Genomic DNA, 14,599 nt, shown 5'->3' with positions numbered 1-14,599 from the left:
TCACTGTCCTTCCCGGTCTTCAACGACCGAAGCGAATCCATTACTGGCCTGGCCGTCAGGGGCGTCGCCTACCGAGGCATGCCCCCCGGTGGAGCCGAAGCCCCCGGCGGCCCTGGCAGAACCGGGGAGTTCCGCGACCTCGTGGAAGCGGACCCGCTCGACCTGCTGGACAACCAGTTGGGCGACACGGTCTCCCCGTTCGAACCGCACGCTCTCGCGCGGGTCCAGGTTGACCACGATCACCTTGATCTCCCCACGGTACCCGGCATCCACCGTTCCCGGGGCATTCACGAGAGTCACTCCGCAGCGGGCGGCCAGGCCCGAGCGGGGGTGCACGAAGGCCGCGTACCCGTCCGGCAGCGCGATGGACACGCCGGTGGGCAGCACCGTGCGTTCACCGGGAGCCAGTTCCGCGGCCTGCGTGGTCACCAGGTCGGCGCCCGCGTCGCCGGGGTGCTCGTACGCCGGGATGGGCACCGAGTCGTCGAGCCGGCGGATGAGGACGTCCACGGGACGCCGCGGCCCGCCGCTCACGGGTTCACCTCGAAGGCGCGGGCGACCTTGACCTGGTCCGGGTCGGACATCGCCGCCTGGATCTCCTCGGGACGCCCGTTGTCCGTGAAGTGGCTGAGCTTCACTTCCAGGAAGAGGGCCTCGGCGCGGACCGCCACCGGGCCGTCGGGGGAACCGATCCGGCCCTCCGCGGTGCTGTAGATCTTCCGTCCGGCGACCGCACGGCAGTGCGCCCGCAGATACAGGGTGGTGCCGACGGGCACCGGGCGGACGAAGTCCGTCTCCAGCCGACCGGTCACCGCGATGACCTGCAGCAGCCAGTTCAGCGAGCCCAGCGTCTCGTCCAGCGCCGAGGCGAGCACGCCGCCGTGCGCGAGGCCCGGAGCGCCCTGGTGGGCGGTCTGTACGGTGAACTCGGCGGTGACGCTGACGCCGTCACCCGCACGGGATTCCAGGTGCAGTCCGTGCGGTTGTCCCTCGCCGCAGCCGAAGCACTGGTCGTAGTGCGCCCCGAGCAGCTCGCCGGGCGCGGGCGCACCGGGATGCCGTACGGGCGGGACTGCGTCGGGCGGCGGCTTCAGGCCCGGCCGGCCAGGGCTTTCGGATGCGGTAGCTCCACTCACGCCCGAGACCCTACCCTCCTGCGGGATCGTTTCCCGTCGGCCGTCCGTTGACCCGTACCGGCTTCTACCCCCACCTTGACCGGAGCGCACATGAGTCCCAAGTCCGTCGTCGTCACCGGAGCGGGCCGCGGCATCGGCCTCGCCGTCACGCTCGAGCTCGCGCACGCCGGATTCGACGTGATCGGCACGGTGCGGACGCCGGAGAAGGCCGCGGCGCTGCGGGCGGTGGTGGAACGTACGGGGGCGGCGGTGCGCACGGTGCTGCTGGACGTGGCCGACGCGACGTCGTGTGTGCAGGCGTTCACCGAGATCGCGATGCTGACGGACGGCGGGCCCTGGGCAGTGGTCAACAACGCGGGTTTCGCCCAGCCCGGGGCGGTCGAGGACGTGGACGACGAGCACGTGCGGCGCCAGCTGGAGACGAACCTGATCGCCCCGGCCCGCATCGCGCGGCTGGTGCTGCCGGCGATGCGGGAGCGCCGGGACGGGCGGATCGTCAACATCTCGTCGGTCGCCGGGCGGATCTCGTTGCCGATGCTGGGCTGGTACTGCGCCAGCAAGCAGGGCCTGGAGTCGGTGACCGACGCGCTGCGCATGGAGACCGAGCCGTTCGGCGTGAAGGTCGTGCTGATCGAGCCGCGCTCGCACCGGACCGGGATCTGGGAGCAGGGCGCGGAGCTGCTGCCGGCCGAGCGGACCTCGGCCTACCGCGACCAGTACGCCGCCGCCGACCACGTGGTGCGCGACGCCCGGACGCTGCCCGGGCCGCGTCCGGTGGCCCTGGCGGTCCTCAAGGCACTGAACGCGCGGCGCCCGCTGCCGCGCTACCTGGTGGGCGGCGGGGCCCGCTCCGCGGCGGCGCTGGACGTGGTGGCGCCGACCGCGGCGACGGACTGGGCCAAGCAACTCGCGACCGGTCTGCGGGCCGCCCCGCCGCGGGTGGCGCGGGCGGTGGAGCGGCTGCGCGGGAAGTGACCGGCCGGGCGGCGGCCGCCCGGAAGACTTCTGCCAAGCTGGATGCCATGCAGCCCTACGACGAACGCCTCACCGTCCCGCGCTCCTGGTGGCTCCTGGCCCTGGGGGCAGGGGTGTCGGCCGCGCTGATCCTCTTCCCCTTCGGGGTGCTGGCGATGCTGGCCGGCCTGGCCGGCGGGACCGCGCTGGCGGCGATGGGCCTCAGTTCGTACGGTTCGGCGCGGATCCGCGTGGTGGCCGGCACGCTGATCGCCGGCGAGGCGAGGATCCCGGTCACGGCGCTGGGCGAGGCGACGGTGCTGGACCCGGAGGAGACGGTCGCCTGGCGCGGCAGGAAGGCCGACCCGCGCGCCTTCATGCTGCTGCGCAGCTACGTGCCGACCGCGCTCAAGGTGGAGATCACGGACCCGGCGGACCCGACGCCGTACGCCTACGTGTCGACGCGCTCCCCGGAGCGGCTGGCACAGGCCCTGGAGGCCGTCAGAGCTCGATAGCGGGAGGCAGGGGCGTCATGGGCGGCACGGGACTTGGCAGCGCGTCCCAGGGGATCTGGGCGGCGCGCAGGTCCTTTCTGACCTTCTCCGCCAACTTTTTGGTGTCGCGCCGGTTCATCGCGGCACCGACGGCCGCGCCGATCATGAACGGGGCCAGCGTCGGCAGGTTCCGCACCGTGCGCTTGACGAGCTGCTGGCGGAGCTCCCGCTTCATCCTGCCGCCGAGGGCGACGTTGACCGAGGACAGCCTGAGCACGTCGATGCCGCGCTGCTCGGTCCACGACCACAGGTAGGCGGCCGCGCGTTCCCGTACGGTGCCGGCCGCACGGAGCCCGTAGACCTCGTGCAGCTCGGCGATGAGCTTGTACTCGACCGCCGCGACGCCGAGCGTCTCCGCGGCCAGCTCCGCCGGCATGGCGGGCGGGGTCGGCAGCATCGCCGCCGCTCCCACGCCTGCGCCGACGGTCATGGTGCCCTTGACGGCACCGGCGATGAGCCGGTCCGCGATGTCCTCGGGACCGAGACCCGGGAACTGCTTGCGCAGGGTGTCCAGGTCGCGCACGGGGATGCGCGGGGCCGCCTCGACGAGCCGCTCGGCGAGCGAGCCCATACCGACCCGCGCGCCTTTGCCGCCCTTCTTGGCCCCGCCTTTCACCCCGCGCGCCACGGCGGCCGCGAGCGAGGCCGCACGGCCCCGCTCGTCGTCCTCTCGGCCCTCCGGCGAGCCCTTCGAGCCCTTCACGGCTACCCGCTGCCTCAGGCCGCGCAGTCGCGGCAGATGGGGTCGCCGTTCTTCGCCTCGCCCGCCAGCTGGCTGCGGTGGTGCACCAGGAAGCAGGTCATGCAGGTGAACTCGTCCGCCTGGCGGGGCAGGACCCGGACCGAGAGCTCCTCGTTGGAGAGGTCGGCGCCGGGCAGCTCGAGGGACTCGGCCTGGTCGAACTCGTCGACGTCCACCGCGGACGTGGACTTCTCGTTCCGGCGAGCCTTCAGTTCCTCGATGCTGTCCTCGTTGACGTCATCGTCAGTCTTGCGTGGTGTGTCGTAATCCGTTGCCATGTGTCGCTCTCCCCCTCTGGGTATCTGCTGGTGTCTGCGCACGTAACGCGCGGGAGGCCGGACTTGTGCCCGACCCGAAGCGGAGATTTTGCCTCACATCAAGGGCCTGTTACTCAATCGACACCCAACGTCACCCCGGACGAGGCGGTCGCGGCGGTGGTCGATCAGGACCTGCTCGGGTCCGAAGGTCGCACGTCACTCGTGCCAACACGTCTACTTCCCGTGATCATGACCTGCGGAAACATGGATTTTCCGGTCTTTTTTCGGACGTAGTGATCACGCAGGGTAGGCGAGCCCCGGATAACCGGTGTGATCAATCACACCAGCCCCCGCAGCTTCGCAGACCGCGAAATTACTCGCAAAGCGAACACGATCGACCCTCACGAGGGAATCCGCGGTCCTGGAAAAACCGCGAAACACCTCGATGAGTGGGACCGAACCGGACGGACCTTACATCGGGAGTCACTGCGGGATGACCACCCGCATCACCAGGCCGCCGCCCTCCCTCGGCTCCGCCGAGATGAAACCGCCGTGGGCGCGCGCCACGGAGCGGGCGATGGACAGACCCAGCCCGACCCCCTTGTCGCTGCCCGTGCGCTCCGTACGGAGCCGGCGGAAGGGCTCGAAGAGGTTGTCCACCTCGTACGCGGGCACCACGGGGCCGGTGTTCGCCACTATCAGCAGGGCTTGCCCCGCCTCCGTGGTGGTCCGCACCTCGACCCAGCCGTCGGCCGCGTTGTAGCGGACGGCGTTCTGCACCAGGTTCAGCGCGATGCGCTCCAGCAGCACCCCGTTGCCCTGGACCACCGCCTCGCCGAGCTCGCTGCGCAGCTCCACGCCCTTGGCCTGCGCCTCGGCACGGGTCTGGTCGAGGGCCTGGGAAGCCGCCTCCGCGACGTCCACCGGCTTGCGGTCCACGATCTCGTTGTCGCTGCGGGCGAGCAGCAGCAGGCCCTCCACGAGCTGCTCGCTGCGCTCGTTGGTGGCCAGCAGGGTCTTGCCGAGCTGCTGGAGGTCGGCGGACGCCTCCGGGTCGGACATCTGCACCTCCAACAGCGTGCGGTTGATCGCCAGCGGCGTCCGCAGTTCGTGCGACGCGTTGGTCACGAAGCGGCGCTGCGCGTCGAAGGACCGCTCCAACCGGTCGAGCATGTCGTCGAAGGTGTCGGCGAGCTCCTTGAGCTCGTCGTCCGGGCCGTCGAGCTCGATCCGGCGCTTGAGGTCGGAGCTGACCACCCCGCGCGCGGTGCGGGTGATCCTGCCCAGCGGGGAGAGCACCCGCCCGGCCATCACGTAGCCGAAGGCGAAGGCGACCACCGTCAGCCCGATGAGGGCCATCAGCGAGCGCCTGAGCAGCGTGTTGAGCGCCAGCTCGCGCTGGTGCTGCATGCAGGTGTTCACCGCGGCGTTGAACTGGTCGATGGGGGTGGTGCCGCCGAGGCTCTGGAGGTTGGGACACACGTCCGTCGGCTGGACGTTGGCGCCCAGGAGCCGGAACGGCAGCGCACTGCCCTGGTGCAGCGCCTGCGCGGCCAGCAGATAGATGATCCAGAGCAGCAGGACGCCCGCGATCAGGAACATGCCGCCGTACAGGACCGTCAGCCGTATCCGGATCGTCGGCCGCAGCCACGGGGGCGGTGCCTCGGCCGGCAGCAGGTCCCAGCCGGGACGGCGGGCGGCCGGTGGCCGGGCGGGGGGCGGGGGCGGGGGCGAGGCCGATTGCGTGGTCACCGCGGTCAGATCCGGTATCCGGAGCCCGGCACGGTGACGATCACCGGGGGCTCGCCGAGCTTGCGGCGCAGCGTCATCACCGTCACCCGCACCACGTTCGTGAACGGGTCGGTGTTCTCGTCCCACGCCTTCTCCAGGAGCTGCTCGGCGGAGACCACCGAGCCCTCGCTGCGCATCAGCACCTCCAGCACCGCGAACTCCTTCGGCGCCAGGTGCACCTCCGCGCCCTCGCGGAACACCTCGCGGCGGTTGGGGTCGAGCCTGATGCCGGACCGCTCCAGGACCGGCGGCAGCGCCGTGGTCGTCCGGCGGCCCAGTGCGCGGACCCGGGCGGTCAGCTCGCTGAAGGCGAAGGGCTTGGGGAGGTAGTCGTCGGCGCCCAACTCCAGCCCCTCCACCCGGTCGCTCACATCGCCGGCGGCGGTGAGCATCAGCACCCGGGTCGGCATCCCCAGCCCGACGATCTGCCGGCAGACGTCATCGCCGTGGACGACCGGAAGGTCGCGGTCCAGGACGACGACGTCGTAGTCGTTCACGCCGATCCGCTCCAGGGCGGCGCCGCCGTCGTACACGACGTCGACGGCCATGGCCTCGCGGCGGAGTCCGGTGGCAACCGCATCGGCGAGCAGTTGCTCGTCCTCGACGACCAGTACGCGCAAGGCGCTGTTCCTTCCATGAGCAGTGCGAATGTGCCCCCATCCTGCACCGGACGGCCGTAAACCGGCGGTAAGGGGCGACCGGACCGGAATTCGTCATGCCCCTGAGGTTTCTCCGCCGCCAGGCCCGGGGAGGACCCGTCGTACACCCACTGACCAAGCCCGGCGCGGCTCCCGACGCGCCGTTATGGGCTTTGACACACCCCGTGTCAACGACGACGACGAGGGGGCGCCAGCTCATGGACGCATTCACCACCGGAATCCTGCAGCGGATACACAGCACCGAGTCCGACCTCCACCACGCCCGTGAGGCCGGCGACGAGTTCCTCGCCGAGGTCGAACAGAGCGAGCTCGACGATCTGCGGCGCCTGGCCGCGGAGCACGGCGTGCACATCCAGTCCAAGGTCGCCTGACCGACCCACCGCCCTTCCGACACTCCGCCCCGGAAACCCGACCCGGAACGGCAGCGCAGCGGCCGTCGGCCCGCCCCGGACACCTCCACGGTGCCGGGGCGTTCGCGTGCCCGGCCGCGGGAGGGCGCGGAGGTCCTCCGCAGCGCCCACGAGGGAGCCACGGCGTACCCCTGACGCCCGCGGACGGCCGGGTCGGCCCAGGTCAGTCGTGCCAGGCTCCCAGGTCCTCCAGCAGCCCCTGGAGCGTTTCGAAGAGACCGGGGCCGGCGGCGACGGTCAGCTCGTTCGAGGCGGGCTGCCCCGGCCGGCCCCCGGTGCGGACGCCCGCCTCCCGGGCGAACAGCGCGCCGGCCGCGAAGTCCCACGGGTTCAGACCGCGCTCGTAGTACGCGTCGAGCCGTCCGCAGCCCACGTCGCAGAGGTCGATCGCGGCCGATCCCCCGCGCCGGATGTCGCGCACCTTCGGCAGCAGGGTGCGCACCACCTCCGCCTGCGCCACCCTGCGTTCCGTGAGGTAGCCGAAGCCGGTGCCGACCAGGGCGTGCGCGAACTCGGGCACCGGGCGCGGCCGGGCGGGTACGTCGTTGACGAAGGCGCCCTGCCCGAGCACCGCCCGGTAGGTCTCACCGCGCATCGGGGCCTCGACGACCCCCACCACGGTCTCGCCGTCCCGCTCCGCCGCGATGCTCACCGACCAGGCGGGCAGGCCGTACAGGTAGTTGACGGTGCCGTCGAGGGGATCGATGATCCAGCGCACCCCGCTGGTGCCCGTGCTCTCGGTGCCCTCCTCGCCGAGGAAGCCGTCGTCCGGGCGGTGCTCCGCGATCAGTTCGGTGATCAGCTTCTCGGCGGCGAGGTCCATCTCGGTGACGACGTCGATGGGGCTGGACTTGGTGGCCGCCACCCCGAGGTCGGCGGGCCGGCCGGTGCGCAGCAGCTCGCCCGCCTTGCGGGCGGCTTCCAGCGCGATCTCCAGCAGTTCGGTGCTCACGGCTCTCCTCAGTCGATGCCCGCGACCGCGGGCTTGGGGCTCCGGGACGGGCAGCAGCCCGCCGGGCAGACGTCGTGGCTCGGGCCGAGCGCGCCCAGCGTGCAGGCCCGCGGCGCCAGGCCGCGCTCCTTCGCAGCCCGCTCCAGCACCAGGTCGCGCACGGCGGCGGCGAACCGGGGGTCGGCCCCCACGGTCGCGGCCCGCGCGACCGGCAGCCCCAGCTCGGCGGCCCGGTCGGCCGCCTCGGTGTCGAGGTCGTACTTGACCTCCATGTGGTCGGAGACGAAGCCGATCGGCACCATGACGACGGCGGGCGCGCCGCTCGCGTGCTGTTCCGCGAGGTGGTCGCAGATGTCCGGCTCCAGCCACGGGATCTGCGGGGCGCCGCTGCGCGACTGGTAGACCAGCCGCCACGGGTGCTCGGTGCCGGTCGCCTCCCGTACCGCGTCGGCGATCACCTTCGCGGTGTCCAGGTGCTGCGCCACGTAGGCGCCGCCGTTGCCGTGGCCCTCCACCGGGCCCGAGGTGTCGGCGGCGGCGGTCGGGATGGAGTGCGTGGTGAACGCCAGGTGGGCGCCGGCCCTGACGTCCGCGGGGAGTTCGTCCAGCGCGGCGAGGACCGCGTCGGTCATGGGTCCCACGAAGCCGGGGTGGTTGAAGTAGTGCCGCAGCTTGTCGACGCGCGGCACGGGACGGCCCTCGGCCGCGAGCTCCGCGAGGGCGCCGGCCAGGTTCTCGCGGTACTGGCGGCAGCCCGAGTAGGAGGCGTAGGCGCTGGTGGCGAGCACCAGGATGCGGCGGTGCCCGTCGTCGGTCATCTCGCGCAGCGTGTCGACCAGGTACGGCGCCCAGTTGCGGTTGCCCCAGTAGACCGGCAGGTCGAGGCCGTGCCCGGCGAAGTCCTCGCGGAGCGCGGCGAGCAGCTCGCGGTTCTGGGCGTTGATCGGGCTGACCCCGCCGAACAGGAAGTAGTGCTGCCCGACCTCCTTCAGCCGCTCGCGCGGGATGCCTCGGCCGCGGGTGACGTTCTCCAGGAACGGGACGACGTCGTCGGGTCCCTCCGGGCCGCCGAAGGACAGCAGGAGCAGCGCGTCATAGGGGCCGGCCGAAGGACCGGCCTCGTGGTGATCGGACATGGGTCCGATCCTGCCATTGGTGCGCGACGACCGAAAAAGCGATTGCGCCGCCACGTAACCTGTGGAGGACCGCCACAATCCTTACCGACACCGGCGACGACGCCGTGGAGTGCCCGTGTCCAGCCCGTATCGCGCGATCTTCGCAGCACCTGGGACCAAGGGATTCTCGGCCGCGGGATTCGTCGGCCGGCTGCCGCTCTCGATGCTGGGCATCGGCATCGTGACGATGATCTCCCAGGTCACCGGCCGCTACGGACTGGCGGGAGCGCTCTCCGCGACACTCGCGATGTCCGGCGCGGTGATGGGCCCGCAGGTGTCCCGACTGGTCGACCGCTACGGGCAGCGCCGTGTGCTGCGGCCGGCGGCCGCGACCACGGTGATGGCGGTGGCGGGCCTGCTGTCGTGTGTCGCGTGGGCCGCGCCGGACTGGACGCTCTTCGTCTTCTGCGTGATGGCCGGCGCCACCCCGAGCCTGGGCGCGATGGTCAGGGCCCGCTGGGCGGTGATCCACCACGGCACCCCCGCGATGCACACCGCGTACTCCTTCGAGTCGGTGGTCGACGAGGTCTGCTTCATCGTCGGCCCCATCCTGTCGATCGGGCTGTGCACCGTCTGGTTCCCCGAGGCCGGCCCGCTGCTCGCGGCGTTCTTCCTCGCGGTCGGCACCTTCCTGCTGACGGCCCAGCGCTCGACGGAACCGGTCCCGCACCCCACCGCCTCCCACGTGGCGGGCTCGGCGCTGCGCTCCCCGGGACTGCAGGTGCTCGTGGCCACCTTCGCCTGCACGGGCGCGATCTTCGGATCGGTCGAGGTGACGACGGTGGCCTTCGCCGACGAGCTGGGCCACAAGGCCGCGGCCAGCCTGGTCCTCGCGGTGTACGCGTTCGGCTCCTGTGTCGCGGGGCTGGCCTTCGGCCTGTTCCGGCTGAAAGGGCCCGCCTCCCGGGGCTTCCTGGTGGGGGTCTGCGTGATGGCTGTGAGTATGATCCCGCTCCTACTGGTCGGAAACTTGTGGTTCCTGGCCGTAGCGCTGTTCGTCGCGGGCCTGTCCATCGCACCGACGATGGTCATCACCATGGCCCTGGTCGAACAGCTGGTACCGCGCGCGAAGCTGACCGAGGGCATGACGTGGGTGAGCACCGGCATCACGGTCGGCGTGGCTCTCGGAGCCTCGGTCTCCGGGTGGGTGATCGACTCGTCGGGGGCACAGGCGGCGTTCGCGGTACCGGCCGCCGCCGGGGCACTCGCCGTGGTGGTGGCAGTCCTGGGGTTCCGCCGGCTGCGGCCGGCGCCGGAGCAGGAGGGGCCGCGTACGCATGAGCACGACGAGCACGATGAACGGAACCGACGGGAAGGCGTGGCGTAACTGGGCGGGGAACGTCACCTCCCAGCCGCGGCGCAGCGTGTCGCCGGCCTCGGTGGACGAGTTGTCCGCCGCCGTCCGCAGGGCCGCCGAGGACGGGCTGACGGCGAAGGCCGTGGGCACCGGGCACTCGTTCACCGCCGCGGCCGCCACCGGCGGGGTCCTCATCCGGCCGGACCGGTTGGCGGCCATCCGCGAGATCGACCGCGAGCGCGGCACGATCACCGTGGAGGCCGGCGTTCCGCTGCACCAGCTGAACGCGGCGCTCGCCGCCGAGGGCCTGTCGCTGACCAACATGGGCGACATCATGGAGCAGACGGTGGCGGGCGCCACCAGCACCGGCACCCACGGCACCGGCCGTGACTCGGGGTCGATATCCGCCCAGATCAAGGGGTTGGAACTGGTCCTGGCCGACGGATCGGTACTGACCTGCTCCGCCGAGGAGAACGCCGACGTCTTCGCGGCGGCCCGGCTCGGTCTCGGCGCCCTCGGGGTGATCAGCGCGATCACCTTCGCGGTCGAACCGCTCTTCCTGCTCACCGCCCGCGAGGAGCCGATGCCCTTCGACCGGGTCATGGCGGAGTTCGACCAGCTGACGACGGAGAACGAGCACTTCGAGTTCTACTGGTTCCCGCACACCGACAGCTGCAACACCAAGCGCAACAACCGCAGCCAGGGCCCCCGCGCGCCGCTCTCCCCCGTGAAGGGCTGGATCGACGACGAGCTGCTGTCCAACGGCCTGTTCCAGGCCGTCTGCGCGCTCGGCAGAGCCGCTCCCGGCACCATCCCCGGCATCGCGAAGGTCTCCAGCCGCGCGCTGTCCGCCCGTACGTACACCGACATCGCGTACAAGGTCTTCACCAGCCCGCGCCGGGTGCGGTTCGTGGAGATGGAGTACGCGGTGCCGCGCGAGGCGGCGGTCGGGGCGATCCGCGAACTCAAGGCGATGGTCGAGTCCTCGGGGCTGCGGATCAGCTTCCCCGTGGAGGTGCGGATCGCGCCCGCCGACGACATCACCCTGTCCACCGCCTCCGGCCGTGACAGCGCGTACATCGCCGTCCACATGTACCGGGGCAGCCGCTACCAGGAGTACTTCACCGCCGCCGAGAAGATCATGACGGCGCACCAGGGCCGGCCGCACTGGGGCAAGGTGCACACCCGTGACGCGGAGTACTTCGCCGGGGTCTATCCGCGGTTCGGCGAGTTCACCGCCCTGCGCGACCGGCTGGACCCGCAGCGGCTCTTCGGCAACGACTACCTGCGCCGGGTGCTCGGCGCGTAGGACGGGCCCCGCGCGTCCCCGGCGCTCAGCCCTGGGCGCCGGGAGACGCGCTGCCGCCCGTACCGGCCTCGCCGCCCTCCGAGGAGTGGCCGGGATCCGGGGTCGTCGGCGTGTCCGTGCCCGGGCTGCCGCCCGGCGAGGGGGTGCCGCTCGCATCGGGCGTCGGCGTGGGCGTGGCGCCGCCGCTGTCCGACGGGGTCGGCGACGGCGACGAGGACCCGCGGGTCGTCGACGGCTCGGGCGTGGGCGTGCCACCCGGGGTGCCGGCCGGATCGGAGGCCGGGCCGCTCGGCTGCTTCGCCGGTGAATCGCCGTGCGAGCCGCCGCCGTCGAACACCTGCTGGACCGACGGCTCGGAGCCGCTGGCCAGTTCGATCGACGTGACGGTGCCCATCGCCAGCACGAAGACGACGACGGCGCCGATCGCCGACTTGCGCCGGCCGCGTTTGGCCCTGCCGTGCACGGTCGCCTCGCCGTACTGCCCGTCGGGCCGGCCGTCATCCGGCTCGCCCGGTGGGGGCGGCTCCTGCATCATCCGGGTGGAGCCGGCCCGCGCTCCCGGATCCGTGCCCGGCACGGACCCCGGCAGGTGCCGGGTGGAGACCGTGCGGATCTGCTCGCCGGTGCGCCGGAAGAAGTGCTGGAAGAGCGTGCCGCCCGCGGTGGCCACGACGCTCACCACACCCGCGCCGATGATCGTCCCGTACACACCGAGCTGTGACGCCAGCAGCGCGGCGGCCACGGCCGCCAGCGCACTGCCCGCCACTTGGGGGACGCTCAGGTCCAGCCGCCCTCGCCGGGGCGATTCCTCGCGCTCGTCCTTTTCGTCCATGTCCATACCTGAGTAGCCGATCTCATCCTCCTTGCACAGAGAAGAGACATATGGGCGAAGGCAGGAGTTCCACTTGCGGACAATCTGTGACCCTCGCCACCCAACTCCCTTGTCACCGGAGAACTTCGGCAGCGCCGCAACCCACCCCAGTGGCCCGAATGGAGTACTGTGGCGAATCCTGGCTCCGGCTTCCCGTCCGGTTGCCCGGACCCAAACGGGAGGGGAGCCCGAAGGCGGTGCTCATCCCGGGGTGCCGCGTTTGGTCACTCTGAGTGGCCAACTGGTCACCGTCCCATAACGGCGCGTCACGGCACCTGCCCGACACGCCGGGTAACCCTGCAAGGTTGTGGCGTGCCGCACCTGGGCAGGCCACACTCGTCCAACGGGAGCAGCGACGCACGTGACGTCGGCAGGCACCACCCGGGAGGTTCCCATGCCCGAACTGCGTGTCGTGGCCGTCAGCAACGACGGAACACGACTGGTGCTCAAGGCTGCAGACAGCACGGAATATTCGCTCCCCATCGACGAGCGACTCCGGGCAGCGGTACGCAATGACCGTGCCCGCCTCGGCCAGATCGAGGTCGAGAGCCACCTGCGGCCACGGGACATCCAGGCACGGATACGAGCCGGCGCCTCGGCGGAAGAGGTCGCCCAGACCGCCGGAATCCCGGTGGAACGGGTTCGCCGCTTCGAGGGTCCGGTGCTGGCCGAACGCGCCTTCATGGCCGAGCGCGCCAGGAAGACCCCGGTGCGGCGGCACGGCGAGAGCGCCGGACCGCAGCTCGGTGAGGCGGTCGCGGAGCGGCTGCTGCTGCGCGGCGCCGAGAAGGACACCGTCCTGTGGGACTCCTGGCGGCGCGACGACGGCACCTGGGAGGTCCTGCTGGTCTACCGGGTCGCCGGTGAACCGCACTCCGCGAGCTGGACGTACGACCCGCCCCGGCGGCTCGTCCAAGCCGTGGACGACGAGGCACGGGCGCTGATCGGCGAGACCACCCAGCAGGAGACCCCGGAGCCGCAGGACTCGAAGGAGCCGCCCAGCTTCCCGTTCGTGCCGCGGATCGCCCGGCTGCCCAGGGACCGCCCGCTGGACCGGGCGCTCGAGCGGCAGCTGGAGCGCCCCGACCGGCCGCAGGAGCGCAGCGCCGAGCGCGCCGAAGAGGACCGGGACTCGCTGACCAGCCTGCTGGAGGCGGTACCGAGCTTCCGCGGCGACATGGTCGTACCGGCGCCGCCGTCCGCACCGCCGGAGACCGCTCCCGCGGAGCAGCCGGAGGAGCCGGAGGTCGAGGAGGCGGCTCCGCCCGCCGCGAGCACCGGCGCGGGCTCCGCGTACGCGGACGTCCTGATGCCGCGGGCCGTCGCGGGACACCGCGACCGGCTGGTCGGCACCACGGACCGGCAGGCCGAGGCCGACGGCGTCCGGCCCGGACGCCGGGCGACGGTGCCCAGCTGGGACGAGATCGTCTTCGGCAGCCGCCGCAAGAAGCAGGAATAAGCACGGCAGGCGGACGGTAAGGGGCGGCGCACCTGGTGCGCCGCCCCTTACCGTCCGCCTGACCCGTTCGGGGGTCAGCCCGGCTGGGCACCGGTGGCGACCGGACGGTCCGCGTCGGCGGTCCATTCACTCCACGAGCCGACATAGAGCGCGGCGGGGATGCCCGCGACCGCCAGCGCCAGCACCTGCTGCGCCGCCGAGACGCCGGAGCCGCAGTAGACGCCGACCTCGGCGGAGTCCTTGGCGCCCAGCTCCGCGAACCGGGCCGCCAGCACCTCGGCCGGCAGGAAACGACCGTCCTCCGCGACGTTCTCCGTGGTCGGCGCGCTCACCGCGCCCGGGATGTGGCCGGCGACGGGGTCGATCGGCTCCACCTCGCCCCGGTAGCGCTCGCCGGCCCGCGCGTCGAGCAGCAGGCCGCGACGGGCCAGCGCCGCCGCGTCGTCGGCGGTCAGCAGCGGCGTCGATCCGACGGCGGGGGTGAAGTCCCCGTGGGCGGGGTTCGCCGTGCCGGTCTCCAGCGGCTGCCCGGCGGCGGTCCACGCGGCCAGTCCCCCGTCCAGCACCCGCACGCGGGTGTGGCCCGTCCAGCGCAGCATCCACCAGGCGCGGGCGGCGCCCCAGCCCTGGGCGGCGTCGTAGACGACCACGTCGCGGTCGGCGCTGACGCCGGCCGCGCGCATCGCGGCACCGAAGACCTCCGGGTCGGGCAGCGGGTGGCGGCCGCCCGCGCCGGGCGTACCGGCCAGCTCGGAGTCGAGGTCGACGTAGACCGCTCCGGGGATGTGGCCCGCCTCGTACTCGGGACGGCCGGGAGGCGCGCCGAGCCGGTAGCGGACGTCGAGGACGGTGGTCCGGCTCAGCTCGCTCACGAGTTCGGCTGCAGCGATAATGGGTTTCATACGTCCATTGTGGGCCTCGCACGTTGGACGTTCGAGTGATCGCCGTCGCGCGGCCACCGTCTCGAAACGGAAGCTGGACGTCAAAACGGGCATGATTCCGGACTTAGGGGTTGGACGCGGCGCGGCCGGGG

At 72.2% G+C, this 14,599-nt stretch carries 16 protein-coding genes; 6 read left to right on the top strand and 10 right to left on the bottom strand.

What is annotated here, in order from left to right:
• Together dut and M2266_RS26820 are read right to left on the bottom strand one after the other, a co-directional pair.
• Entirely contained in the window at positions 1-534 is a 534-nt protein-coding gene (dut, locus tag M2266_RS26825; RefSeq protein WP_277440485.1) for a dUTP diphosphatase, read from the bottom strand.
• Entirely contained in the window at positions 531-1,094 is a 564-nt protein-coding gene (locus tag M2266_RS26820; RefSeq protein ID WP_277441371.1) for a PaaI family thioesterase, read from the bottom strand. Before M2266_RS26820 ends, dut begins: the two co-directional genes overlap by 4 nt.
• 132 nt (positions 1,095-1,226) lie before the next feature.
• Between M2266_RS26820 and M2266_RS26815 the strand changes: the two genes are divergently transcribed.
• Positions 1,227-2,111 (top strand): SDR family oxidoreductase, encoded by an 885-nt coding sequence (locus tag M2266_RS26815; protein ID WP_277440484.1) that lies wholly within the window; start codon positions 1,227-1,229, stop codon positions 2,109-2,111.
• A gap of 47 nt (positions 2,112-2,158) precedes the next feature.
• On the top strand, positions 2,159-2,605 hold the full coding sequence (locus M2266_RS26810; protein ID WP_277440483.1) for a DUF3093 domain-containing protein: 447 nt from the start codon (positions 2,159-2,161) through the stop codon (positions 2,603-2,605).
• Here the strand turns inward: M2266_RS26810 and M2266_RS26805 are convergent.
• The 4 genes from M2266_RS26805 to M2266_RS26790 all read right to left on the bottom strand — a co-directional run bounded on the left by M2266_RS26805 (position 2,592) and on the right by M2266_RS26790 (position 6,054).
• Positions 2,592-3,383, bottom strand: coding sequence for a hypothetical protein (locus M2266_RS26805; protein ID WP_277441370.1), 792 nt, complete (start codon positions 3,381-3,383; stop codon positions 2,592-2,594). The genes M2266_RS26810 and M2266_RS26805 overlap by 14 nt on opposite strands.
• Complete coding sequence (locus tag M2266_RS26800; RefSeq protein WP_138356502.1) at positions 3,362-3,664, bottom strand: DUF4193 domain-containing protein; 303 nt, start codon at positions 3,662-3,664, stop codon at positions 3,362-3,364. The genes M2266_RS26805 and M2266_RS26800 overlap by 22 nt, the downstream gene beginning before the upstream one ends.
• Positions 3,665-4,126: 462 nt before the next feature.
• Positions 4,127-5,395, bottom strand: a complete 1,269-nt coding sequence (locus M2266_RS26795; protein ID WP_277440482.1) for a HAMP domain-containing sensor histidine kinase — start codon at positions 5,393-5,395, stop codon at positions 4,127-4,129.
• Between the two features lie 5 nt (positions 5,396-5,400).
• On the bottom strand, positions 5,401-6,054 hold the full coding sequence (locus M2266_RS26790; protein ID WP_277440481.1) for a response regulator transcription factor: 654 nt from the start codon (positions 6,052-6,054) through the stop codon (positions 5,401-5,403).
• Between the two features lie 236 nt (positions 6,055-6,290).
• Here M2266_RS26790 and M2266_RS26785 point away from each other — a divergent pair, with 236 nt between their 5' ends.
• Positions 6,291-6,464, top strand: a complete 174-nt coding sequence (locus M2266_RS26785) for a hypothetical protein (protein WP_250978115.1) — start codon at positions 6,291-6,293, stop codon at positions 6,462-6,464.
• 202 nt (positions 6,465-6,666) lie between these two features.
• Here the strand turns inward: M2266_RS26785 and M2266_RS26780 are convergent, their stop codons facing one another.
• A complete protein-coding gene (locus M2266_RS26780) occupies positions 6,667-7,467 on the bottom strand; it encodes an inositol monophosphatase family protein (protein ID WP_277441369.1) in 801 nt (266 codons plus the stop codon).
• The gene (locus M2266_RS26775) at positions 7,464-8,591 is read right to left on the bottom strand and encodes a ferrochelatase (RefSeq protein WP_277440480.1); all 1,128 of its coding nucleotides are present in this window, start codon (positions 8,589-8,591) and stop codon (positions 7,464-7,466) included. The genes M2266_RS26780 and M2266_RS26775 overlap by 4 nt, the downstream gene beginning before the upstream one ends.
• A gap of 115 nt (positions 8,592-8,706) precedes the next feature.
• Here M2266_RS26775 and M2266_RS26770 point away from each other — a divergent pair, with 115 nt between their 5' ends.
• Both M2266_RS26770 and M2266_RS26765 read left to right on the top strand, forming a co-directional pair.
• Positions 8,707-9,957, top strand: a complete 1,251-nt coding sequence (locus M2266_RS26770; RefSeq protein WP_277440479.1) for an MFS transporter — start codon at positions 8,707-8,709, stop codon at positions 9,955-9,957.
• Positions 9,908-11,236 carry a D-arabinono-1,4-lactone oxidase gene (locus M2266_RS26765; RefSeq protein WP_277440478.1) on the top strand — a complete coding sequence of 443 codons (1,329 nt, stop codon included), beginning with the start codon at positions 9,908-9,910 and terminating at the stop codon, positions 11,234-11,236. Before M2266_RS26770 ends, M2266_RS26765 begins: the two co-directional genes overlap by 50 nt.
• Before the next feature lie 25 nt (positions 11,237-11,261).
• Here the strand turns inward: M2266_RS26765 and M2266_RS26760 are convergent, their stop codons facing one another.
• On the bottom strand, positions 11,262-12,068 hold the full coding sequence (locus M2266_RS26760) for a hypothetical protein (RefSeq protein WP_277440477.1): 807 nt from the start codon (positions 12,066-12,068) through the stop codon (positions 11,262-11,264).
• 433 nt (positions 12,069-12,501) lie between these two features.
• Between M2266_RS26760 and sepH the strand changes: the two genes are divergently transcribed.
• Complete coding sequence (gene sepH, locus M2266_RS26755; RefSeq protein ID WP_277440476.1) at positions 12,502-13,566, top strand: septation protein SepH; 1,065 nt, start codon at positions 12,502-12,504, stop codon at positions 13,564-13,566.
• Positions 13,567-13,640: 74 nt separating this feature from the next.
• Here sepH and M2266_RS26750 read toward each other — a convergent pair whose 3' ends face one another.
• The gene (locus M2266_RS26750) at positions 13,641-14,468 is read right to left on the bottom strand and encodes a sulfurtransferase (protein WP_277440475.1); all 828 of its coding nucleotides are present in this window, start codon (positions 14,466-14,468) and stop codon (positions 13,641-13,643) included.
• Between the last annotated feature and the right edge of the window lie 131 nt (positions 14,469-14,599).

Source organism: Streptomyces sp. SPB162 (genome assembly GCF_029504575.1).
Classification (GTDB): domain Bacteria; phylum Actinomycetota; class Actinomycetes; order Streptomycetales; family Streptomycetaceae; genus Actinacidiphila.
Note: the sequence above shows the minus strand (reverse complement) of the source record. Positions and strands in the feature narration are given on the sequence as shown.

Bases quoted from the DNA above. Each gene is read 5' to 3' on its own strand.
- M2266_RS26815 (WP_277440484.1), top strand. From the start codon at position 1,227: ATGAGTCCCAAGTCCGTCGTCGTCACCGGAGCGGGCCGCGGCATCGGC.
- M2266_RS26810 (WP_277440483.1), top strand. From the start codon at position 2,159: ATGCAGCCCTACGACGAACGCCTCACCGTCCCGCGCTCCTGGTGGCTC.
- M2266_RS26765 (WP_277440478.1), top strand. From the start codon at position 9,908: ATGAGCACGACGAGCACGATGAACGGAACCGACGGGAAGGCGTGGCGT.
- M2266_RS26750 (WP_277440475.1), bottom strand. From the start codon at position 14,468: ATGAAACCCATTATCGCTGCAGCCGAACTCGTGAGCGAGCTGAGCCGG.
- M2266_RS26760 (WP_277440477.1), bottom strand. From the start codon at position 12,068: ATGGACGAAAAGGACGAGCGCGAGGAATCGCCCCGGCGAGGGCGGCTG.
- M2266_RS26785 (WP_250978115.1), top strand. From the start codon at position 6,291: ATGGACGCATTCACCACCGGAATCCTGCAGCGGATACACAGCACCGAG.
- sepH (WP_277440476.1), top strand. From the start codon at position 12,502: ATGCCCGAACTGCGTGTCGTGGCCGTCAGCAACGACGGAACACGACTG.
- M2266_RS26800 (WP_138356502.1), bottom strand. From the start codon at position 3,664: ATGGCAACGGATTACGACACACCACGCAAGACTGACGATGACGTCAAC.
- M2266_RS26775 (WP_277440480.1), bottom strand. From the start codon at position 8,591: ATGTCCGATCACCACGAGGCCGGTCCTTCGGCCGGCCCCTATGACGCG.